The sequence below is a fragment of the Shewanella sp. Scap07 genome (assembly GCF_013394145.1).
GTDB classification, from domain to species: Bacteria; Pseudomonadota; Gammaproteobacteria; order Enterobacterales; family Shewanellaceae; genus Shewanella; species Shewanella waksmanii.
Genome location: NZ_CP041329.1, coordinates 3005124 through 3027471 on the forward strand (window position 1 = coordinate 3005124; position 22348 = coordinate 3027471).

Genomic DNA, 22348 nt, shown 5'->3' on the forward strand with positions numbered 1-22348 from the left:
CAGGCGTTTTTAGGGGTAATAACAAGCTTTACCAAGCCGTTATAATTAAGCTTCTTTAGCCGCTTCTAACTTGGCCTTGTGATCAATTTTATGATCAGGCATCGTTTTAGCGTCATTTTTCAGGTAGTTGTCCATCCAACGCATTAGACGTAGGTGATAATCGTATTGCGCTGGCGCTTTGCGGTTACCATGGCCTTCACCTGGGTAATAAACTAAGCGCACTTCTTTGCCCTGCACTTTCATGTAGCGATATAGCTCCATTGATTGCGCTGGGTGAACACGTGGATCGTCTTTACCATGCATGATAAGCAGTGGCGTTTCAGACTGACCCGCCCAGTAAATTGGACTGCGCTCTAAATACCACTGCCACTTATCCCATGGGTAAGAGCGAGCATGGACTAAATGCATTTCGTTAGAGATATCAGTCGTACCAAATTTAGACAGCTGATTGGTCACACCGACAAACATGACACTCGCAGCAAAGTGCTTAGTGAGCTTAGTTGCCGCCCAAGCTGAAGCGTAACCACCGTAAGAACCACCGGTAATACCGACTTTAGCGCTATCAACTAATCCCATTTCAACCAGGTGATCTTTAAACTCAACTAAATCATCAAACTCTTTACCGGCATAATCATTTTGACCCAGCTTAGAGTAATCAACGCCTTTACCTGTGCTACCGCGATAGTTTGGATAGAACACCGCGTAACCTTGTGCCGCAGCCAGTTGCCCAGGACGAGAATAGTTGGTTAACCAGCCATCTTTATCATGACTTTCAGGTCCGCCGTGCACTGACATGATTAATGGGTAGCGCTGACCTTTTTGGTAATCCAATGGATAGATCAACACCCCACCAATCTCAACACCGTCACTGGCTTTAAACGAGATAGACTCTTGCTTAGCAAATTGCTTGTCCGCTAAGAATGGGTTAGAGTCACTCAGGCGTGAAGCTTTATGCTTGCTGCCACGCAACATGTACACTTCGTTGGGGTGCTTATCTGTGTTAGCACGAATAGCGAGAGTTTTATCTGAGTTAGAAATGCTCAACTGCGAGGCGATAAATTTGCCCGGCTTAACCACAACTTTGTATTTTTCGCTACCTGGCTTGATTAGGCCTACCACTGAATCAGTGTTGATATTGGTGATAAAATACAACTCGTTCTTGTTGTTTTTCCACTCAATATCACTGATATGACCCATATGATTTGGGATCCACTCAGCAATCTTCCCCGATTGTGTTTCAGCTAAATACAAACGCCCTGTAGCAGGATCATGTTTGTCTTCAGCACCTAAAATCGCTACATATTTGCCGTCATGAGAAAACTCAGCCGCACCTAACTTGCCTTCAGTTGCAAACGAAGTGGTCACTTGCTGCTTGGCCACATTCACGATATGCCACTGTGATTTCATGTATTGATCATCAATCAGCGCTGTTGGCTGCGTCTTAACCAATAACTGCTCACCGTCGGCCGACCATTGCACGTCAGAGACAAAGTCTGCAATGTTCCACGCGATCGGTGTTAGCGGCTTATCACTTGCAGCAAGGTCAACAACAAACAATTGCTTGTTAGTTAGGCCTTCTTCATAAACTTCAGCCATAAAACCGAGTTCTTTTAACTCTTTAACACTGCTATCTTTAGCCGGTTTTGCAATCAAGGCAATCTGCTTGCCATCTTTGCTCAATGCATAATCTGCAACGCTGGTCTCTTTTAGCGATAGTGTTTTGCTTGCCTGACCACCGTTAAAAGGGATCTGATACAGTGCGGTATGCTTATCTTCGCCCATTTTGGCTAAGAAATAGACCAGAGAGCCGTCTGCAGACCACTGAATGTTGCTCACATTAACCTGACCGGTAATGTAGGGACGTTCAACGCCAGCATCATCAACAATATGTAATTCAGACCAATGTAGGCCATTTTCTTCTTTGTATAGCGCTCTTGGCACATAACGTGTAAAAGCCACATTATCGCCAGAAGGACTCACCTGTGCTTGAGCAACTTGTTGTAAACCAATGACTTCTTCTACTGTTAAAGGCTCGCTAGCAACCGCTGACACGCTCAATAAACCAATAGATAGCGCAACGGCCTGTTTAACCGCGTTAAACTGTCTCTTCATAATGTAAGTAGACTCCAATCCGTATGTGTTTTGTTATTGTTATCTTGATCTGACGCCGCATTATAGAATCAAGTTCACTAAAACGTAAACAACTTCCTAACCCTGGGCATCTCTACGGTTACTTTTTGCAAACCTTTGTTATAGAAATGTTATTTGCGACTTGCTGTGGGTATTGTTCGCTGAAAAATTGCATTCCCTCCACTAAATCAAAGTGATCCCCCGCGCTCGGCACTGCGTATGTTTAATTAGTTTCAATCAATAACAGGTCAAGTTATGCAACCACAGCAACTCGCTAAAGCGTTTGAAGATAACCACTTATACCCTGCTATTATTAATACTGCAGATGCAACTCATTATTTGGTGGGCGGCGAAGATAAGCAGGGTAATTTCTATCAGCTAAGTGCGCCGCAACACCAGCATAAAACATGTTTGTCGTTTGAACAGGCCAAACAGTTCCTAAAAAGTTTAGGGGCTGAAGAAGCCGAGTTTACCTTGCAAACCGCTTACGATGAAATGATTGGCGTCCCCACAGAGCACTGTCAGTCAAAGATGCGGTTAAAACTGTAATCGACATGGCCGAGGTCGCGATGAAAAACGAGCTAAACATGACGTCAGCACTCAACGCCTTTAATCAAGTGGTTAAACTGGGGACGAAAAACGACGGCATCTATCGCTATCAGCATATTGAAGCTTGGCATGATTTTGACGGTTATACATGCTACCTAAAGGCCTGTGGGGTCACCCTGTCGCTGTTATTTCATGGCAAATACCACATAGACTACCAGCAGCCGCAGCAACTGAATGATTTTATGAGCCTGATTGATAAGCTCAGCGTCAAAGGCCAGCTAGGTTGAAGGCTTGGGACAAGGACACAGTTAAATCGTACCACTGACTTTTACATGTTAACTTTGGATAATTGATCACAGTGAAAATCCCGATAAAAGCGATAATATTTGATTTAGACGGCACCTTAGTAAGCTCATCGCTTAATTTCACCATCATTAAGCAGGCGATAGGCTGCCCAGCCGAACAAGATATTTTGACCTATGTGGCATCGCTTTCAGCCAGTCAACGTCAGGCGGCCAATGACACCATTTTAGCCCATGAGATGCATGATGCGCAGTCCGCGACCGCACTGCATGGCGCCCATAAATTACTGCAATTTCTGCAGCAGCTGCAGATACCAACAGCAATAGTCACTCGAAATTGTCGCCAAGCTGCTGCGGTTAAAGTCAATCAATGCCGCTTGCCCATAAGTCAAATTGTGACTCGCGAAGATGGGTTACCCAAACCCAACCCGCAAAGCTTGCTGTCTATCAGCCGTGATTGGAACATTAATCCGCATCACATCGCTTATGTTGGCGACTATCTCTATGATGTACAGGCGGCCAATAATGCGGGCATGCAATCCATTTTGCTCACTTTCGGTACTGACAAGCCTTACCAAGCTCAAGCCGACTTTCAATTTGATAATCTGCGCCACCTTCACGCAACATTTGCGCTCAGTCAACGAGAATCACAATAACGCTTTTTAAACCACGTTAAGGAAAATGATGGTAAATATCGGTATATGGCAACGCATTAACGATACTGTAATGGGCGGATGCTCTAACAGTCAGGTCGAACAAAGCCAACATCAGCTGCAATTTAGCGGCGCAGTCAGTATTGATAACAATGGTGGGTTTGCATCGATTAAAGCCCCGGTCACTCTGAGTGAGCATCCAAGCCACGCCGCTCTAACCATCACCATGCGCGTTCGCGGTGACGGCCTTAGGTATCAATTCAGGTTGCAAACCTGCGCCTCATTATTGGATCAACCCAAAAGTTATAAAGCGTACTTCACCACCACAGTAAACCAATGGCAAACCCTGCATTTTGTTGCTGAAGATTTTATTGAAAGTTATCGCGGTCAGGACTACCCAAACAGACCAGCGCCCGACCTAACTGAAATTAGCCACATTGGGCTTCTTATCGCCAACCAATGCGCTCAAGATTTTCAACTTATCGTCAGTGATATTGAGTTTAACTACAACCGATTTGATGGCACCGATTAAACCCGAAATCACCACTAAAAATTAAGCCTCATTTAAGACAAGCTTTAATTAACGCTTGTTAATGGATAAGCACTTGGCAAGGCTTTGTGCTATGCCCACTGCGTGTTACACTCGACGGCACTTTTTCTTCGCATAATCCATGATAGTTATATGAAACAATTGCTCGATTTTTTACCTTTAGTTATCTTTTTTGCCGTCTACAAGTTCTTTGATATTTACGTGGCTAGTGGGGCGCTAATCGTAGCAACAGCGCTACAACTTATCATCTGTTATGCCCTTTATAAAACCATAGAAAAGATGCATATCATCACCTTTGTGATGGTCACATTCTTCGGTACGTTGACCTTGATCTTTCACGATGATGCCTTCATAAAATGGAAGGTGACCGTGGTCTATGCACTGTTCGCTATCGCACTTGCCGTTAGTCAGCTCATTAATAAACCCATATTAAAAAGCATGTTAGGTAAAGAGCTTATCGTCGCCGACAAAATCTGGGCTCATGTCACTTGGTACTGGGTAATGTTCTTTGTCGCCTGTGGCTTAATTAATATCTACGTTGCCTTTAGCCTGTCGCAGGAAACCTGGGTAAACTTCAAAGTATTCGGCTTAACGGCGCTGACGCTCATCAATACCGTGATCACCGTGGTTTATCTATTTAAAAATATGAGCGACGAACACAAGCAAGAACTTAATAACAAATAAATCGTTTCGCGGCGACCCAGCCTGTCGCCGCTACTCCTCTACCTTTACCCATAAAAGGAACTCATATTATGTGGTACATGATTGCTTCGCAGGATGTTGAAAACAGTTTAGAAAAACGCCTTAGCGCCCGCCCCGCTCACCTTGCAAGATTACAAACGTTAACTGACGAAGGTCGCTTATTAGTCGCAGGCCCCCACCCAGCGATAGACAGTGAAGATCCCGGCAGTGCAGGCTTTACCGGCTCACTAGTCGTGGCCGACTTTGCTTCACTTGAAGCGGCACAAGCCTGGGCTGACGCCGACCCCTATATTGAAGCGGGCGTATACGCCGCTGTTACCGTCAAACCATTTAAGCGCGTTCTCCCTTAATTTCATGCACTTGAAGGAGTATTATCATTCATGAAAATCGTCTCATTTAATATCAATGGTATCCGTGCTCGCTTACACCAACTGCAGGCACTCATTGATAGTCATTCGCCAGATGTCATTGGCCTACAAGAAACCAAAGTTCATGATGAAGCGTTTCCGGTTGCTGATGTAGAAGCCATGGGCTATGAAGTGCATTATCACGGCGGCAAGGCGCACTATGGTGTGGCCATGTTATGCAAGAAGTCAGCACTAAAAATCCAAAAGGGTTTTCCTACCGATGCCGATGATGCCCAGCGCCGTATGATAATCGCTACCTTTGAGCAGGAAAATGGCCGACCACTAACGGTACTCAACGGCTATTTCCCCCAAGGGGACAATATTAGTCACGAGACTAAATTCCCCGCTAAGCGTAAGTTTTATCAAGATCTTATGACTTACCTCAATGAACACCACAGCCCGGATGAAGATATCGCCATTATTGGTGACATTAACATTTCACCGGTTGATCTAGACATCGGCATTGGCGAGCCAAACGCCAAGCGTTGGCTAAAGACCGGCAAATGTAGTTTTCAACCTGAAGAGCGTGAATGGTTAAAAACACTACTTGATTGGGGTCTCATTGATACCTTCCGCCAATTGCACCCGCAACGCAGCGAGCGCTATTCATGGTTTGATTATCGCTCTAAAGGCTTTGTGGATAATCGCGGCCTGCGTATTGATGTGGTGTTAGCAACGCCATCATTAGCGGCACGTTTGGTTGAATCAGACGTTGATTATGAGCTTAGAGGCATTGAAAAGCCTTCTGACCACGCGCCAATTTGGAGTACGTTTAGCTAACGACAAAGCCGCGCGATTGGCTTAAATTGAGCACAAAAAAGGTCACAGTAATGTGACCTTTTTTATTGGTTAAGACGTTAGGCTAACTTATATTGCTCTAAAATACCTTCGAGCTGCTCTGAAGAGGCTTTTAAGTCATCGGCCAATACCACCGAGCGCTCAGAGGTGGTTTTTATGGTTTCAGATTGGGTGCGAATTTCATTAAGCTGTGCGGCAATATCACGAGCCGAAACACTTTGCTCCTCAGCAGAAGCAGCAATTTGTGAGCTCATATCAAATACATGGTTAATTGAATCAGCCATGCTATCAATGTCGCTGCCCACCAGCTCTATTGCACCTCTTCCCTGCTCTGCTTCCGATACAATCTCATGAGTAATAGTCGACAGTTTTCCTGAGCCAGATTGTAACCCTTCAATCATCGACTGAATCTCAACTGTTGCCTGTTGCGTTCGCTGTGCAAGGGTACGCACTTCATCGGCCACCACGGCAAAGCCTCGGCCCTGTTCACCCGCTCGCGCGGCTTCAATTGCAGCATTGAGTGCCAACAGGTTAGTTTGCTCTGAAATGCCGTTAATCGTGGTCACCACCGCGCCAATTTCGGCAGCATGGCTAGAGAGTTGCTCTACCGAGCCAGAAGCGGAATCAATTTGCGAGACTAACTGGGCAATTCGAGTCATTGCATCGGCGATACGTTGTTTACTTTGGTCAGCCTGCGCGGCACTGGTCTTAGTGTCTTCCGAGGTATTAGCGGCGTTGTGGGAAACCTCTTCAATAGCCGCCGTCATTTGATCCATCGCCACCGCGACGGTATCGAGAAATTGATACTGGAACTGAGTTAGCTCATCACTTTGCCGCGCCTGTTGATTAAACTCATGGGATGCTTTAGTGAGTGTTGTCGCGTTGTCACCAATCGCGCTCACCATCTCACTCATATTGTCGGCGCTGCGATCAATCTCTCTGGCAATCATACTAAAATCATCGGTACCAAAGAAATTTAACCGGCAAGATAAATCACCATCAGCTAGACGCTTAATGGCAATGTACATATCCCACAAGCCACCGCCCAACGAGGTTGAGATCCAATAACTTAACTGAAACAGCGGTAGCAAACCTAACAAGACTAAATACAGTACAAACCATGCTTGGTCGACATTGGGTTGCTCCCAACTCGCGACATTATGGCGCGCCTGCAAATACACACCGGCTTGTCCGGCAACATTGGCACTCACTGTCACCATGTCCTCGGTACGGTTTTGTTGCGAACGATTGCTGATAGTGAGGTTATTGGCAGAGGCAAACTGCTGCAAATCTGCGTCACTTAACTGCAAGCTTGCTGCCGCCTGCGCTAATGCATCAAGACTCTGCTGTGCTCGCTGAGTAGATTGCTGAGCCGCTTGCTCTTTGACCTGATAAATATTTAGCATGGCGATGGCAATACTGATCGCACTGACCATGGCACATACTACAAAAAATTTTCCATTGAGGCTGAGTTTAATCATCAACGCATCAATTTTTCTAAATTCTATTTGTTTCATATCGCAACCATATACCTTGGTTTATGAGAAGTATTATTGTGCTTAATACTGCTGAAGATCCGTCTATTGGCCAGACTCATCCGCCGTGGCGACTTTGGCACTTAAGCCCAATTTTTGACTCAAGCTTACCAACTGAGATGTCAATAACGTCATGGCGTAGCCCAACAGTGCGCCTAAAATTAACGCAGGCACTATTGCAGCGATGTCTGCCGCCATGGCGAAGGTGATACAGCAACCAATAAAGGCGCCTGGAATAAAGGATAGTTTGTTGTGGCTTGCTTGCAAGCACATAGCGCTGGTGACAATACCCGTGAGCAAATAGCCAACCCACGCAGAGCCGAAATAACTCGTCCCACTAATCACTAACCATGCCCAAAACACCCCGGACAAGTTGGTCAACCAAGTCAGTAACACCCCTTGAAAACCCGGTTTGGGCTGAGCAAAATAGGTGCTGCATGCGAGAAAGCCTATCCAGGTAACTAAATGAAATGTATCTGCCAGCCCTGCCCACAAGGCAGCGAGTAGTCCAGCAGACAATGCGACTTGAAATCGGTGCTCCATAAATGACCCCTTCTATTATGGACTCGAGTATCGAGCAGTCATTCAGCTAATACGGGCACTTTCCATGCTCCTCTATTAATCATCTATGACTCAATGGGTAACAGCATGCCGATATACAGCAATGTTAACCCGCGATAACCCGGTAATTTACGTTGATTAGCGTAGGGTTAAACTACTCCTTTCTGTAATTAAAAAACAGTGTTCTCATAACAAAACCAATATTAATTGCTAGTTTTTTGCTCAAGAACAAGTTTTATGTGGTAATGAAAGCAAAAAAGAGGCGCAATGCCTCTTTTTAAACCCGGCAGGTTACACAGTGTACGTTCTACACTTTGAAGTGCTGATTGACGGGTAAAGTTCTAATCCGTTGTCCACTGGCAGCAAAAATAGCGTTAGTTAGACTCGCAGCAACTGGCGGTACACCCGGCTCACCCACCCCACCTGGAGCGGCATTTGAGGCCATGACGATAGTTTCAATAGCCGGACATTGCGCCATTCTTAACATTGGATAGTCATGAAAGTTAGACTGTTGCACTTTGCCTTGATTAAAACTGATCTCACCCATCATAGCTAAGCTTAAGCCAAACATAATCGCTCCCTCCGTTTGTGACTTAGCGCGATCAGGATTAACAACGGTACCGGCATCGATGGCTGAAATAGCTTGCAACACCTGCACTTTACCTGCGTCTACCTCCACTAATATTGCAGTGGCCACAAACGCTGCAAAACTGCGGTGTACCGCAAAACCCCAACCTTGATTCGCTTTGGGTTTACCATGGGCTAACATGGCCTGCTCAACCGCATCAATTACCCCATGGTAGCGGCTAATATCAACGGGGTGACGAGCTAAATCTTCACCGTAATTACCATATTGGAAACCTTGATCTTTAAATTGCTCTTGGCGTAAGGGGCCTAACAACTGCTTCCACATTTGCGGCGCACTTTGACCGGCCTTAACAGCCAATTCATCGACAAAACTGCCAATCCCAAAGCCGTGCTGAATATTACAGACCGAACGCACCCAACCAATACGTGTATGCGCGGTGGCGGAAACCGCTTCACAGCGCAAACTGTCTACCGCCAGTGGCACATCAACAAAACCCAAATCGAGCTCCCAGCCCGCGGGATATTCTGCCCCTTCTTGGAATGTGGAGCCAATGCTGGGAAAACCTGTACGCTGTAAAATCGCTACCGGCTTCCCTTGAGCATCGAATTTAGCCTGATAATGCTGCGCACTAATGGCATGCAGATAACCATTTTGGATATCATCTTCGCGGGTCCAACAGACTTTCACAGGGCGCTTGAGTTGCGCCGACAACACCGCCGCTTCGGCGCAGTAATCGGGTTTGGACTTCCGGCCAAAGCCGCCCCCAAGCAAGGTCACATGCACGGTCACTTGTTCTTCAGCTAACCCCAAGGCGGCTGCAATCACCTGCTGGGCGCGCTGTGGTGTTTGCGTTGATGCCCACACTTCACAACCTTGTTCGGTTACATGTGCGGTAGCTGCAGGCGTTTCCATTGGCGCATGGGCAAGGTAAGGCGCAGTATACAAAGCGCTAATAGTTTGCTCACTGGGCCAATCATTCACTTCTGGTCCCTGCTGGCGCACAACCTTAGCCGGTTTAGAGACTTTATCCACCAACGATTTCAAGTAACTGTCGCTGTCATGACTATCATTAACACTGGCCTTCCAAGTTATTTGCAATGCCTTACGCCCCTGCATCGCACTCCAGGTATTGGTCGCAATCACCGCAACGCCGCCTAAGGGTTGAAACAACGGTGCCCCTTTAAATACAGGCATCACTATCACATCCACTACCCCGGCGACCTTGCGAGCAGCACTATCATCTAAACTCGCAATATCGCTGCCAACAACAGGCGGATGCACAATACTGGCATGTAACATGTTATCCAGCGCAATATCGTGGCCATATTGCGCTTGGCCATTCAACATATCTTGCATATCAACAATGCGATGTGATGCACCGATATGGGTATAATCTTTGGCAGGCTTTAGCGTTAAGGTACTGACATCCGGCAGCGGCAACTGACTGGCTGCATGAGCCAAATCACCAAAGCGTGCTTGCTTACCGGAGCTGACATGCACCACCTTACCATTGTCTGTACTCACCTCAGCGACATCGACTTGCCACTTATTAGCGGCAGCTTGCTCGAGCATGGTTCGGGCAATGGCACCCATTTCGCGCATTTTGTCAAAACCATTACGAATACTGCGCGAACCATCGGTGTTTTGACTGCCATAACGTTTGTCAGCAAGACCCTGAACAACAACGACTTGCTCCCAAGCGGCACCGAGTTCATCCGCCAGCACCTGTGGTATCCCAGTGCGGATACCTTGACCCATCTCTGAACGATGACAAGTTAAATAGACTTTGTCATCATCGCCAATAGCGATAAATAGATTCAGCCTAGATTCTTGTGATTGCGCCATCACTGCGGGGCTCCAGGTTAGACCACTGGCGCCCAGCGCGAGTCCGCCCCCTGTTGCCCCAAACAATTTAAGCACATCACGACGGCTGAAGTTTTTTACGGCGTTAAACTGGCTCATGCTTCTACCTCCATTGAGGCGGCAGCACTGTGGCTAGCCTGATAGCCACCGGTGGTGGCTTTAATTGCGGACTTGATGCGCGTGTATGTACCACAACGGCAGATATTGCCAGACATGGCTTCATCAATCTGGGCATCAGCAGGTTTAGGATGTTTTGCCAGCAATGCAGCGGCTGACATCAATTGTCCAGCCTGACAAAAACCACACTGGGGGACATTATGTTGCGCCCAAGCTTGCTTTAGCTGCTCAAACTCTAACCCTTCAATGGTGGTTACCGCTTTATCTGCGACTTGCTTCAGACTGGTTAAGCATGCCCGCGCGGGCTCGCCATCAACATGGATAGTACAGGCACCACATAACCCGGCACCACAGCCATACTTAGTGCCGGTTAACTGCAACATATCCCGCAACGCCCATAATAGGGGCATATTGGGGTCTGCATCGACTGTAAAGGATTGACCATTTATATTTATTTTCATGGCTTTGTTCGACATGACTTGCTCCTTGCTTGCCCTACCGCTTCATCTCTTTGGGCCAGTGAATACCAATTAACGTATTAATTTCTACAGCTTGTTTTGCCAACTTATGAGTTGATCTTGGGTATCAATATCTATGCTTGCACGGGGCAGCGCACACGCAATTAACTGACCGTTTCTATAATGCCGGCGTAGCAACTGCTTAGCGCCGGTATCACCAGTAAGCCCCGCTAGATGGGCATAATCTTCAGCTAAAAAGAGTGCAGGCGCAGCTAAACGGTGTTGATAATAGGCAGCGGCTCGTCGGCATCGGCTAGCGTTAAGCACAGTTAAATAGTCGGTTGCAGTCAACGCAACCTGATCGGCTAAACAGATCAGTAAATGAGTATAGTGATGCTGCTCAGCATAGCGAGCAGCACAAACAATCGAACTCGCCATGCCCGATTGCCAATGTAAATTGGACAATAAAATAAAATGCCCTTTGAGATGCGGTTTAATCTGCATCTCGTTAGCTCCGAGTACCAGCGCAAGATCCCCGTTAACCTGACTGGCCACTTGTGCTAGCGTGTTGATTGAACATTGTAATAAGTTACCGCTGGCAAGCTTAGCGAGCTGCTTGGGCGCACCAAAGCGTCGACTCGCACCCGCTGCAAGAATGCAAACAAGTGTTTTTGACTCATTACGGTTAGCCAGTTGATGCTTGCTCACGCCATTACCTTAGTCATTTCATTACCCTATCAAGTGCCACTAATTGCGCGTCATGTAATACTCCATGGCACTGTGACAAAATGCTCAGGGCGATAGAGCTTGGCAGTTCACCGCCTAAAGCCAGCCCTGCGGGCGCGGAGAAAAAGCAGTCAATATCCTCATAGGCTAGCTCCGCTTTGTTTAACACACGCTCACGTCGATGTGCTGGACCTAACAAGGCCAAGTAACGAATCTCGCTGTGACAAACCAAGCGCAGCGCCTGTGCATCAAGGTCAAGGTTATGAGACATCACCACCACCGCATCCAATTGGTCACAAAAACGGGCAGGCAGATCATCTATAGGGCATTTAAACAGGTTAGCACCGGCAAAGTCATGGGCACGGGCGTAACTGGTTCTTGGATCAACCACATCAACTTGCCAACCAAGTTGTAATGCCATACTCACCAGTGGCTGGGCATCAATACCACCACCAAAAACCGCAATGCGTTTTCGTCTCGCTACGGGGGTCACTAAATAAGACTGTGAGGCAGTAAGATGGAGCTGCTGCGGTTCAGGCAATATCAGCTCCCCGGCACGATTAAAATCTGTGACCGAAAAAACCTGCTCAGCTGCAACATGATTGAACACTCGCGCCTGAAAATCAGCCGCAGGTGCGCCATGTTCCAGCAGCGGTAGCAGATAGAAACCCTGCGCCTCAGTGGCTAACAATTTTTGTAGTGAACTTAGATTGGCGGCTTGGTTCGCGTGGGTCAGCGGGACTAACATCAAATCGACAATGCCGCCACAACCAAGTTGATAACTGGCATCGCTTTCATCACTGGCATCATATTGGCAGCGAACAATCTGTTGGCTTTGCATGGCTTGCTGCGCTTTGCGACCTAAGTCAGCTTCAAGGCAGCCGCCGCTGATCAATCCCACACTATGACCCAATGGGTGAAACAGCATCATGGCACCACTTTTTCGATAGGAAGAACCCTCGACGTGGGTGATCACAGCCAGTACCCATTCGTCTTCCGGTTTAGCAGCCCAGTGGCGAATTAAATCTTCGATGTGGTGAGACATACCTGTCCATCTAATCAACTTAAGTAGTTGGAAAACTAAGCTAACAGAGATGAATGGCGATAAGAAGCATCAATGCGTTGCAAAACGTTTCAAAACATTCGCAACGCACAGCTGAGGGGAAAACTAACCAAATAACTGATCGGCAACGAAAGGATTCTGTTCTCGTTCTTCAGCAAAGGTAGAAATAGGACCATGGCCCGGTACAAAGGTTACCTCTCTACCCAGCGGCCACAAGACTTGGGTAATAGAGTTAATGAGATCGTTATGATTAGACTGTGGGAAATCGGTACGGCCTATCGAGCCCCTAAAAATCACGTCCCCTACCCAAGCTATCTGTGCATCGGCAGAGAAAAACACAATATGGCCGGGAGTATGACCAGGGCAATGCAGCACCTGTAGCGATTGCTCGCCCACGTCGACACTGTCACCGTGATTAAGAAATTGGTGTGGAGCAAACGCGTTAACCAGTGGAAACCCGAAATGTTTACTTTGGTCGGGTAAGCTATCTAACCAAAATTCATCACTTTTATGGGGGCCAATAATCTTAGCTTGGCTACGCTGACTTAACGCGATTGCACCACCAACGTGATCAATATGACCATGGGTCAACAAGATTTTGTCTAATGTTAGGCCTAATTGCGCTAATTGCGCCTCAATTCGTTCACTGTCGCCACCGGGGTCGATGACTGCAGCTTGTTTGGTTTTTTCGCACCAAATAATGCTGCAATTTTGCTGAAACGGGGTAACAGGAACTATTTGATATTTCATTGATCACTTTCCATGACTAACTGCCTAGCACTAGATTACGCCAACTGCATCTATATCTCGAACTTCTCTTACAAAAAATTGATCTAGGATAACTAATTACAGCATAAAACTAATTATATACAATCTGAGTCTATCGACCTCTTAACCCAACCAAGGCCTAACATGACCGCTAAACTCAAAGGTATAATCGCTACTAAGCATCGTTTTCAATTGCCGCTAGATTATCAAAACCCCAACGGCAACAGTATTGAAGTATTTGCCAGAGAGATTATCGCCACTGAACACCAAGGGCAAGCCCTACCGTATTTGGTGTTCTTTCAAGGTGGGCCAGGATTTGGCGCGGCTCGTCCTGTGGAAAACAGCGGCTGGATAAAGCGAGCCTTAAAGGAGTATCGCGTACTATTGCTAGACCAACGTGGCACGGGTTTGTCGACACCAGTTAATCACTTGTCATTGTCACACCTTAATTCAACAGAGCAAGCGCAGTACCTGAGTCATTTTCGTGCCGACAATATAATCCGTGATGCAGAAGCCATACGCGCCCAACTTAGCCCCGAGCAAAAGTGGAGTATTCTCGGCCAGAGCTTTGGAGGTTTTTGCGTTTTAAAATACGTTAATGATGCCCCACAAGGTATTGAAGAGGCGTTCATCACCGGTGGCATTCCGTCATTGACTCGTACTGCTGATGAAGTCTATCAGGCAACCTACCAGCGAGTTCTAGACAAAAACCATGAGTTCTTTAATCGCTTTGATGATGCCCAGCAACTCGTCAAAGCGCTCGCCAACTACATCCAACGCCATGACGTACGTATCGCCACGGGTGAGCGTCTAACGGTAGAGATGTTACAGCTACTGGGGATAAACATCGGCATGGAGCAAGGCCCCGAGTCCGTCTATTACCTGCTTGAACAAGCCTTGATAGACACGGACAAGGGAGTGACTTTAAATCCGTTATTTCTAGCGCATTTTTGTCAGTTGCTCGATTACAATACCAACCCTATTTTTGCGTTATTGCATGAAAGTATTTATTGCCAACAGTCAGCGTCAAACTGGGCAGCACACCGGGTAAGAAAGCAATATCAACAGTTCGAGTATGGGGCAGATAAACCTTTCTATTTTACTGGTGAAATGGTTTACCCTTGGTTCTTCGAGCAATTCACTCAACTCAAGCCATTAAAACAAGCCGCACACCTATTGGCTGAGAAACAAGACTGGGCTAAGTTGTATGATTTATCAGCTTTAGCCACCAACACAGTCCCTATTGCCGCAGCCATCTACAGCAATGATATGTTTGTCGAAATGCAATACAGCTTAGAAACGACCAAGCAGGTAAATAACTTAAGCTATTGGCTCACCTCAGAATATGAACACAATGGCATTCGCATGGATGGTGAGCATATTCTCGACAAGCTGATTAGTTTAAATCGAGGTCAACAACTGCGCTAAAGATTCCATCGAGTAGCTGCGATAATCCGACGTCCAGTACATAGTGATGATAATCACGACTGGGCTGGAGATTATCGCCAGTGTTATCACAGTGAAATGGGCATTGTGTACCAAATTCAGTCACTAACGTTTGCAACTCGGCATCACGCCATTCGGGATGAAATTGAATGCCCACCGCCCGCTGATAAGCAAACATTTGTACCTTAACTTGCGCCGAGGTCATTAGCACTGGCACATGTGCGGGCAGCACTATCTGCTTGTAGTGCCACTGAGGCACAGCGATAGCGGCAAAAGGCTGGGGCAATAGACGCTTAACTAACGGATGCTGTTGGCCATGGTTTGTCGCGCTAACATCACACCATCCAAGCTCTGGCATTGGCATATCGACCACCTGCCCATCAATAGCATGGGCGAGTAACTGCGCGCCCAAGCAGATACTCAGCAAGGGTAAATCCAGCGCTAACGCTTGGCGGATCAATCGCAATTCGTCCGCCATCCAACTGGGCATGTCAGCCACATCCATTGGGCCACCTAGCACAATAACGCCTTGATAGTCTTGCAATGTAGACGGCAAATCCTGCGGCACAAAATAACAGTCGTATTCAACGCCATGGATTTGGCACCAATCGCCAATTCGACCGACACCTTCGGCGTCATGATGCTGCAAAACCACCATACGCGGTTTTGCAGATTTAAGGTTTACCGACTTCATTGCAGCTCATCACTCTCAGCATAAATAACCGATATCTCACCGCTTAGATCATCAGCTAAGAACTGTTCGCTCAGTGTATCCATCGTAGCGGTATTAGCCGGCGTTACGTCCACACTATGACACTGTGCAGGCAAAGGGCTGGCGCTACTAATGCGCAGCAGATGGTCGGTCTCAGGGCGCTGTGCCAATCGCTTGTAGAGGTATTGCTCCTGAGTAGAGTGATTTAAATTGAGCAAGCAATAGGTGGCCTGCTTGGGAGTTTGCGTGGCCTGGCCCATATCCAGTAAGGCAAACAGCAGCAACTTATCTATTACTAATGCTTGTTGCTGATACTTGGTTACGCCTCCTCGCTCAAAATGTCCCTCCACAATATCCACAATCAAGCGCACTGATGTCGCACTAGCCTCGGTGCTGAGCGTCATTAAATCAAAGGGCTGCGGCACTATGGTCCAAATGGGCGTAACTTGGTTAGGGTTAGGCTGCAATGCTTGCTTTATCGCCTTGTCGACCTTGGCATCAACAAAGTGAAATTGAAATAAAACCTGGGCATTGTGGGGTACATGATACATAGGTAAATGCGATGCAATCAGACCCTGTTGGCCGCCAAACATCAACATGCCATGCAAGCCCATGTGGGTAGGTTTGGCCAACGCTGGCGCGCTCTGGCCGATTGTTAGGCATGGCAGTAACAAACATAGGTAAACAACGTGCTTAAGGGTTTTCGGTAACATCAAAAATTAGCTCCACTGTGTATTAAACAAGTGGGGCCGTCCCCGATGAAAAGTTGCTCTGTTAGGTCAACAAAGCAAATGAGGTCGTCCTCATGAACACAATGTTAACCTTATGTAACGGCCTTGCCAAGTTCTGAGCAACCAATTTCACCGACTTTAACTGGCTTTTCGACTACCTTTAGGTTGACGCCGAGTTGCGGATTTTGCGGTTGTTGACGACTTTTTCGTGGTAGTGCGCTTTTTACTATAACGGCGTTGATTGGCTCGAGCAGGCGCTTTAACTCCCTGTAGCGCAGTGGGCAGTTGGGCGCCAGCTTGAGTGATCAACTGCTGGAGAGTGTCCACCAATGGCGTCATAAAACTTTGATATTTTGACTCTTTACGACAAATAGCGTCGAGATGACTTTCCCATAACGCGGTCATATCTGGGGTGGTTGCACTGCTAGGTAAACTGTCTATTAGCCCCATGCCGACCGCGGTAGCTACAATTGTTTTGCCTTTACGTTCGATAAATTGGCGCTTAAACAGCAATTCAATTATCCCGGCACGCGTTGCTTCTGTTCCGAGGCCATCGGTCTCTTTAAGAATTTTGCGGATTTCAGGATCGGTAACATAGCGGCCTATTCCCGTCATGGCGCTGAGCAAGGTGGCATCGGTGAACGCTTTCGGAGGCTGAGTCTGTTTTTCTAGTAATTGTGCTTGGCCTGAGTGCAGCGACTGACCGACCGTCAGTGCGGGTAAGGATTGCAGGTTTTCTTGTTCTTTATCAGAGTCAGCTTCACGGTTTGACTGTTTTTGTGGCCAGAGTACTTTCCATCCAAGTGATTGTTCCTGTTTGGCTTTAGTGCGAAACAAGCCTTTAGCTATTTCAATCTCTACTTGGGTTTCATGATATCGATAAGCGGCATAAAACTGCGCCAAATACTGGCGTGCCACTTGTAAATAAAGCTGGCGCTCGGCTTGACTAAGCTTGGCTAAGTCAGCGACCTTTTCGGTGGGAATGATGGCGTGGTGTGCATCGACCTTACTGTCGTTCCACGCTTTCGATTTGATACTCGGATCGGGCTGCGGTTGACCTTCAACCAGTTCATTGGCGCCAGTTAATATGGCACGAATAACATTGGGCGCCAGCGCAAATTGATCTTTGGGCAAATAACGACTGTCTGAACGAGGATAAGTCAGCAGTTTGTGTTTTTCGTATAGCGCTTGGCACGTATCAAGCACCTGCTTAGCACTCATACCAAAGCGCTTACTAGCATCAATTTGTAATGAAGATAAATTATAGGGCAAAGGCGCGGCTTGCCGCTTATCCTTGCTTTGTAAATCGACGACAGTGGCGGGCTGTTGGCTGATCCGAGCAACGACATTTTCTGCAAGCCGCCGCGCTAATACTCTGCCGTCTTCATCCATATAGGGGCGGCACGCTTCACTGGGCTGCCACTTTGCGGTAAAGGCATCATTATCTTGGGTACTTAGGTGGGCTAATACTTCATAAAAAGGCCGGCTGACAAAGCTGGCAATCTCTTTGTCGCGCCTGACCACTAATCCAAGTAAGGGGGTTTGCACCCGGCCAACGGAAAGCACACCTTGATAACCCACTTTTCGCCCTTGTAAGGTATACGCTCGGGTCATATTCATGCCATAGAGCCAATCTGCTCGCGCTCTGGCTAATGCTGAGGTCGACAGCGGTACAAAGTCTTTGTTAGGCCGCAGTTGACCTAAGGCCCGCTTAACGGCTTGCGGATTAAGATCGCTAATTAGCAGTCGCTGTGCTTGCTGAAGCTTTTGGCCTTTTACGCCAAGATGAGCAATGACCTCATCAACCAACAACTGCCCTTCTCTATCGGGGTCGCCAGCGTTAACAATTTGACTGGCTTGCTTAACCAATTTTCTTAATACCGACAGTTGCCCACGTGTCTTAGTTTTTGGCCGCATTTTCCATTCGCTAGGCACAATCGGCAGATGTTCAAACTTCCACGATTTATACGCAGCGTCATAACTATCGGGCTCTGCTTGCTCAAGTAGATGGCCAATACACCATGAGACACAATCACCATTGGCTGCGGTGATAAAACCATCGCCTTTTTTGTGTGGTTTAGGCAGCACGTCGGCAATGGCCCGCCCTAAGCTTGGCTTCTCGGCAATATATAGAATCATCGATTATTATTAACACTGTATAAATTAACAGTAACTGTATCGCAAATTAATTGAGTCCGCAATCTCAGTCACCGCCGCGAGCGTCGGCAATAACGCTAAATGGCCATGGTTTAAATAGCGATAGTAAAATATTTATCATTCTACAATGTAAATTCAATTGAGAATGATTATCATTTGAGTAATATAATTGGTAAATATTTCACTGGCTGACAATTATGCTTACCACATTACCCACTGCACAATATCGCTTAGACCATATTCTGCTGTATCACTTTTTATTGCTTACCGCGATATCATTGCTGATTTTGCCGCTGTTTGAGCATGACAAAACATTTGTGTTGATGTTATTGGTGAGCTTGCAGATAGTGCTTACCTGCATCAATACCCTGATTTCTGTCAGTTTCGGCCAACGCATCGAGCGCATAGCGCTTAGCGTCTTGTTTGCACTGTGGATGACAGTTTGGCTGGTGCATCTCAATTAAAAACCAATCTTGTCACTGTGACTGCACCAATACCAGCCATAAAAAAACCGACCCTAAGGTCGGTTTCTTTGGCTAACGCAGATACAACCCTAAGGATGACATACGTTGTGGAGCTCTAAGTTGGTACCGATGTCTTTGCTACGATTAGCTTTAGCATCATCGTTACGAAGCTGGGTTAGATGGTCTAAGTAAGCTTGGTCAACATCATTAGTAATGTAGTTACCATCAAAAACAGACGTTTCAAACTGCTTAATATCTGGGTTTTCTTGACGTACTGCTTCAACCAAGTCACTGATGTCTTGGAAAATCATACCGTCAGCGCCAATCAGCTTACTGATTTCATCCACGTCGCGGCCATGGGCAATCAACTCGCTTGTGGTTGGCATATCAATACCATAAACATTAGGGAAACGGATCTCAGGAGCGGCAGAGGCAAAGTACACTTTCTTCGCGCCAGCTTCACGAGCCATCTCAATAATTTGCTCAGAGGTAGTACCACGTACGACTGAATCATCCACCAACAATACATTCTTACCCTTAAATTCGGCATTAATTGCATTGAGTTTACGGCGTACAGACTTCTTACGCTCTTGTTGACCTGGCATGATGAACGTTCGGCCAATATAGCGGTTTTTTACAAAGCCTTGACGATATGGCAGATCCAAATTGCGGGCAATTTCTAACGCGATATCACATGAAGTTTCCGGAATTGGAATGACCACATCAATATCATGATCGTCCCACTCTTTCTTGATTTTCTCGCCTAAACGGGTGCCCATGTTCACTCGACTACCGTAAACAGAGACATTATCAATGGTCGAGTCTGGGCGAGCAAAATAGACATACTCAAAGATACAAGGTGCATAGCTTGGAGATTGCGCGCATTGACGGGTATAAAGCTGACCATCTAATGAGATATAAACCGCTTCACCTGGGGCCACATCACGCATGGTTTCAAAACCTACTGCGTCAAGCGCTACGCTCTCAGAGGCTACCATATACTCAGTACCGTGCTCGGTTTCATGCTTACCCAGTACAAGAGGACGAATACCAAATGGGTCTCTAAAGGCCACTAAACCTTGACCAATTATCAGCGCTGCTACCGCGTAAGCACCGCGAGTTAAGTTATGCACATTGGCGACAGCGTCAAATACTTCATCCGCCGTGAGCTGTTGGCTATCTGTGTGCTGTAGTTCATCGGCAAGCAGATTAAGCAGGACTTCAGAATCAGAAGTGGTATTAACATGGCGGCGCTGCTGAACAAGACGTTCATGCAATGCCACGGTATTGGTTAGGTTACCGTTGTGCGCAAGTGAAATACCAAAAGGAGAGTTAACATAAAAAGGCTGCGCTTCTGATGCACTAGAGCTGCCGGCGGTAGGGTAACGTACATGACCGATACCCGCATTACCTTGTAGGCGCTGCATATGCTTAGGCTCAAATACGTCTTTTACCAGACCATTGGCTTTACGCAGTCTAAACGCACTACCATCTACGGTGACAATACCCGCTGCATCCTGTCCACGATGCTGTAATACAGTTAGTGCATCATAAATAGGTTGATTAACCGAACTGCGGCCAACTATTCCGACAATACCACACATGGGTAGGATTCCTCATTGTAAGATGTTCTGATAATTATAATATTCAAATCGTTCTTTGGTCGGCACTCACTAGCCGTGCCGAGGCAGGTAACCTGCCCTGTTTTATAATTTGGGTACAAAGCTTGAGGTGTTTTCTACATAGTCAAAAAACCACTGTATGACCACACCGAACTCAGGCACTAATACGGAGCTCTCCCACCAATCGGTACTAGGAGCGCCAGTAAAAGCATCTAAGAAAAATAATATTGCACTGACAATCAATGCGCCTCTTAAGGCGCCAAAGCACAAGCCTAAAACACGGTCTGTACCGCTAAGACCGGTTTTATCAACTAACTGACCAATCAGATAGTTAACCAGTGCGCCTAAAATGAGCGTCGCGACAAAAAGAATCGTAATTGCCACGCCATTCCTAAGTAACTCATCTTGCATTTGAGTTAGATAGACGGCGAGGTCTTCATAAAATTGACTCGCAATGAAAAAAGCCGCAAACCAAACCACGAGCGACATGGCTTCTTTGGTAAATCCACGGAGAAGACTAATTAAAGTCGACAATCCGATAACAGCGATAATGGCGTAATCGATCCAAACCATTGAAATTGATGATCCAGCATGACATTAAGACGGCGCGATCTTACCAGAGACGGAGCAGATTCTCACCCCCTAGCGACAGATAAATTGATCGCTGTCTGCTGGTTTAATTTTGCAGCGTCAGCTAAATAAGTCTATATAAAACAAAGCCGCAATAGGTTTATTGCGGCTTATTTTAAAGTGTTTCACTTAAAGGCTTTAGTGTTCTGTATACGAAACGCTATTTTTCGGTTGGGTTGTAGGCGATCACCCGCCCTTTTAGCTTAGTGACTTGCTCTACCTGCTTCTGCACTTTTTCGAGTTTAACCCGCGAAAGGTCTGGACCAACAAACACTTTTGTTAGCTGACCATCAACCGGTTTTTCTGGAATAGTGTAAGCAGTAAACCCTTTGCCTCTAAGCTGCTTAACTAACGCTTTTACATTATTGGCATTGTTAAAACTACCTAGCTGTATGGTATAGGCAGAGGCTTTGGCTACCGTAGCTTTAGGCTGAACCGGCTTTGGCTCTGCGGTTTTGGGCGCAGTTTGCGTCGCAGGCTTGGCATTATCCGTCTGCGCTTTTGGCTTAGCACTGCTTGCCTCAGCGGTTTGCGACTCGTCGTCAGTTACTATCTGCCACTGACCCGCTTCGTCCGTTGCGAGTTCTCCACTGGCTTGTGCGGGGCTTTGTTGGGATTGTTGCTGCGCCAACTCTATTGTTTCAAACTCACTTTGCGGTAAAGACTCTACATCAACCACTGGGCGCAATGGAATTTCGGCAAACTGCTCTTCTTGATGTTGCTTTTTGCCATCTAAGATATCGGGTAAAAATATCACCCCTAGGGCGACTAATACGATGATACCCACTAGGCGATTCTGAAACTGACTAGACAAT

The 22348-nt window shown here is 46.8% G+C and carries 23 protein-coding genes; 9 read left to right on the forward strand and 14 right to left on the reverse strand.

The features are described 5' to 3' along the window. Nucleotides 1-45: 45 nt before the first annotated feature. On the reverse strand, nt 46-2112 hold the full coding sequence (locus FLM48_RS13110; protein WP_179024931.1) for a S9 family peptidase: 2067 nt from the start codon (nt 2110-2112) through the stop codon (nt 46-48). Between the two features lie 273 nt (nt 2113-2385). Between FLM48_RS13110 and FLM48_RS13115 the strand changes: the two genes are divergently transcribed. From FLM48_RS13115 to xthA, 7 genes are all read left to right on the forward strand, one after another. Continuing rightward, nucleotides 2386-2679 carry a DUF6482 family protein gene (locus tag FLM48_RS13115; RefSeq protein ID WP_028773032.1) on the forward strand — a complete coding sequence of 98 codons (294 nt, stop codon included), beginning with the start codon at nt 2386-2388 and terminating at the stop codon, nt 2677-2679. Nucleotides 2680-2717: 38 nt separating this feature from the next. After that, nucleotides 2718-2966: a DUF3081 family protein gene (locus tag FLM48_RS13120; RefSeq protein ID WP_179024932.1), complete on the forward strand. Its 249-nt coding sequence runs from the start codon at nt 2718-2720 to the stop codon at nt 2964-2966. A 71-nt stretch (nt 2967-3037) separates the two neighbouring features. Continuing rightward, the gene (locus FLM48_RS13125; RefSeq protein ID WP_256870937.1) at nt 3038-3637 is read left to right on the forward strand and encodes an HAD family hydrolase; all 600 of its coding nucleotides are present in this window, start codon (nt 3038-3040) and stop codon (nt 3635-3637) included. 25 nt (nt 3638-3662) lie between these two features. Continuing rightward, nucleotides 3663-4166 carry a CIA30 family protein gene (locus tag FLM48_RS13130; RefSeq protein WP_179024934.1) on the forward strand — a complete coding sequence of 168 codons (504 nt, stop codon included), beginning with the start codon at nt 3663-3665 and terminating at the stop codon, nt 4164-4166. A 150-nt stretch (nt 4167-4316) separates the two neighbouring features. Then, a complete protein-coding gene (locus tag FLM48_RS13135) occupies nt 4317-4868 on the forward strand; it encodes a septation protein A (RefSeq protein WP_028773034.1) in 552 nt (183 codons plus the stop codon). A 68-nt stretch (nt 4869-4936) separates the two neighbouring features. Continuing rightward, nucleotides 4937-5236 carry a YciI family protein gene (locus tag FLM48_RS13140; RefSeq protein ID WP_179024935.1) on the forward strand — a complete coding sequence of 100 codons (300 nt, stop codon included), beginning with the start codon at nt 4937-4939 and terminating at the stop codon, nt 5234-5236. A gap of 30 nt (nt 5237-5266) precedes the next feature. Beyond that, nucleotides 5267-6073 (forward strand): exodeoxyribonuclease III, encoded by an 807-nt coding sequence (gene xthA / locus FLM48_RS13145; protein ID WP_179024936.1) that lies wholly within the window; start codon nt 5267-5269, stop codon nt 6071-6073. 77 nt (nt 6074-6150) lie between these two features. Here xthA and FLM48_RS13150 read toward each other — a convergent pair whose 3' ends face one another. From FLM48_RS13150 to FLM48_RS13180, 7 genes are all read right to left on the reverse strand, one after another. Beyond that, nucleotides 6151-7608, reverse strand: coding sequence for a methyl-accepting chemotaxis protein (locus FLM48_RS13150; protein WP_179024937.1), 1458 nt, complete (start codon nt 7606-7608; stop codon nt 6151-6153). A gap of 63 nt (nt 7609-7671) precedes the next feature. After that, nucleotides 7672-8169, reverse strand: a complete 498-nt coding sequence (locus FLM48_RS13155) for a DUF1097 domain-containing protein (protein WP_179024938.1) — start codon at nt 8167-8169, stop codon at nt 7672-7674. A gap of 325 nt (nt 8170-8494) precedes the next feature. Then, entirely contained in the window at nt 8495-10738 is a 2244-nt protein-coding gene (locus FLM48_RS13160) for a xanthine dehydrogenase family protein molybdopterin-binding subunit (protein ID WP_179024939.1), read from the reverse strand. Next, nucleotides 10735-11232, reverse strand: a complete 498-nt coding sequence (locus FLM48_RS13165; protein ID WP_051484545.1) for a (2Fe-2S)-binding protein — start codon at nt 11230-11232, stop codon at nt 10735-10737. Before FLM48_RS13165 ends, FLM48_RS13160 begins: the two co-directional genes overlap by 4 nt. A gap of 69 nt (nt 11233-11301) precedes the next feature. Continuing rightward, nucleotides 11302-11922 (reverse strand): NTP transferase domain-containing protein, encoded by a 621-nt coding sequence (locus FLM48_RS13170; RefSeq protein ID WP_179024940.1) that lies wholly within the window; start codon nt 11920-11922, stop codon nt 11302-11304. A gap of 13 nt (nt 11923-11935) precedes the next feature. Further along, a complete protein-coding gene (locus FLM48_RS13175) occupies nt 11936-12985 on the reverse strand; it encodes an XdhC family protein (RefSeq protein ID WP_179024941.1) in 1050 nt (349 codons plus the stop codon). A gap of 123 nt (nt 12986-13108) precedes the next feature. Then, on the reverse strand, nt 13109-13753 hold the full coding sequence (locus FLM48_RS13180; protein ID WP_179024942.1) for an MBL fold metallo-hydrolase: 645 nt from the start codon (nt 13751-13753) through the stop codon (nt 13109-13111). Between the two features lie 162 nt (nt 13754-13915). Here FLM48_RS13180 and FLM48_RS13185 point away from each other — a divergent pair, with 162 nt between their 5' ends. After that, nucleotides 13916-15199: an alpha/beta fold hydrolase gene (locus FLM48_RS13185; RefSeq protein WP_179024943.1), complete on the forward strand. Its 1284-nt coding sequence runs from the start codon at nt 13916-13918 to the stop codon at nt 15197-15199. On the opposite strand, the gene FLM48_RS13190 is transcribed toward FLM48_RS13185, so the two are convergent. The 3 genes from FLM48_RS13190 to FLM48_RS13200 form a co-directional block, all read right to left on the reverse strand. Next, nucleotides 15168-15911, reverse strand: a complete 744-nt coding sequence (locus FLM48_RS13190) for a type 1 glutamine amidotransferase (RefSeq protein ID WP_179024944.1) — start codon at nt 15909-15911, stop codon at nt 15168-15170. The two genes, FLM48_RS13185 and FLM48_RS13190, sit on opposite strands and share 32 nt — an antisense overlap. After that, nucleotides 15908-16642, reverse strand: coding sequence for a hypothetical protein (locus FLM48_RS13195; protein ID WP_179024945.1), 735 nt, complete (start codon nt 16640-16642; stop codon nt 15908-15910). Before FLM48_RS13195 ends, FLM48_RS13190 begins: the two co-directional genes overlap by 4 nt. 156 nt (nt 16643-16798) lie before the next feature. Then, a complete protein-coding gene (locus FLM48_RS13200) occupies nt 16799-18799 on the reverse strand; it encodes a DNA topoisomerase III (protein ID WP_179024946.1) in 2001 nt (666 codons plus the stop codon). A gap of 215 nt (nt 18800-19014) precedes the next feature. Here FLM48_RS13200 and FLM48_RS13205 point away from each other — a divergent pair, with 215 nt between their 5' ends. Then, nucleotides 19015-19281 (forward strand): hypothetical protein, encoded by a 267-nt coding sequence (locus tag FLM48_RS13205; protein WP_179024947.1) that lies wholly within the window; start codon nt 19015-19017, stop codon nt 19279-19281. Nucleotides 19282-19370: 89 nt separating this feature from the next. On the opposite strand, the gene purF is transcribed toward FLM48_RS13205, so the two are convergent. The 3 genes from purF to dedD form a co-directional block, all read right to left on the reverse strand. Next, on the reverse strand, nt 19371-20885 hold the full coding sequence (gene purF / locus FLM48_RS13210; protein WP_179024948.1) for an amidophosphoribosyltransferase: 1515 nt from the start codon (nt 20883-20885) through the stop codon (nt 19371-19373). 102 nt (nt 20886-20987) lie between these two features. After that, a complete protein-coding gene (locus FLM48_RS13215; protein WP_179024949.1) occupies nt 20988-21476 on the reverse strand; it encodes a CvpA family protein in 489 nt (162 codons plus the stop codon). A gap of 217 nt (nt 21477-21693) precedes the next feature. After that, nucleotides 21694-22347, reverse strand: a complete 654-nt coding sequence (gene dedD / locus FLM48_RS13220) for a cell division protein DedD (protein ID WP_179024950.1) — start codon at nt 22345-22347, stop codon at nt 21694-21696. Between the last annotated feature and the right edge of the window lies 1 nt (nt 22348).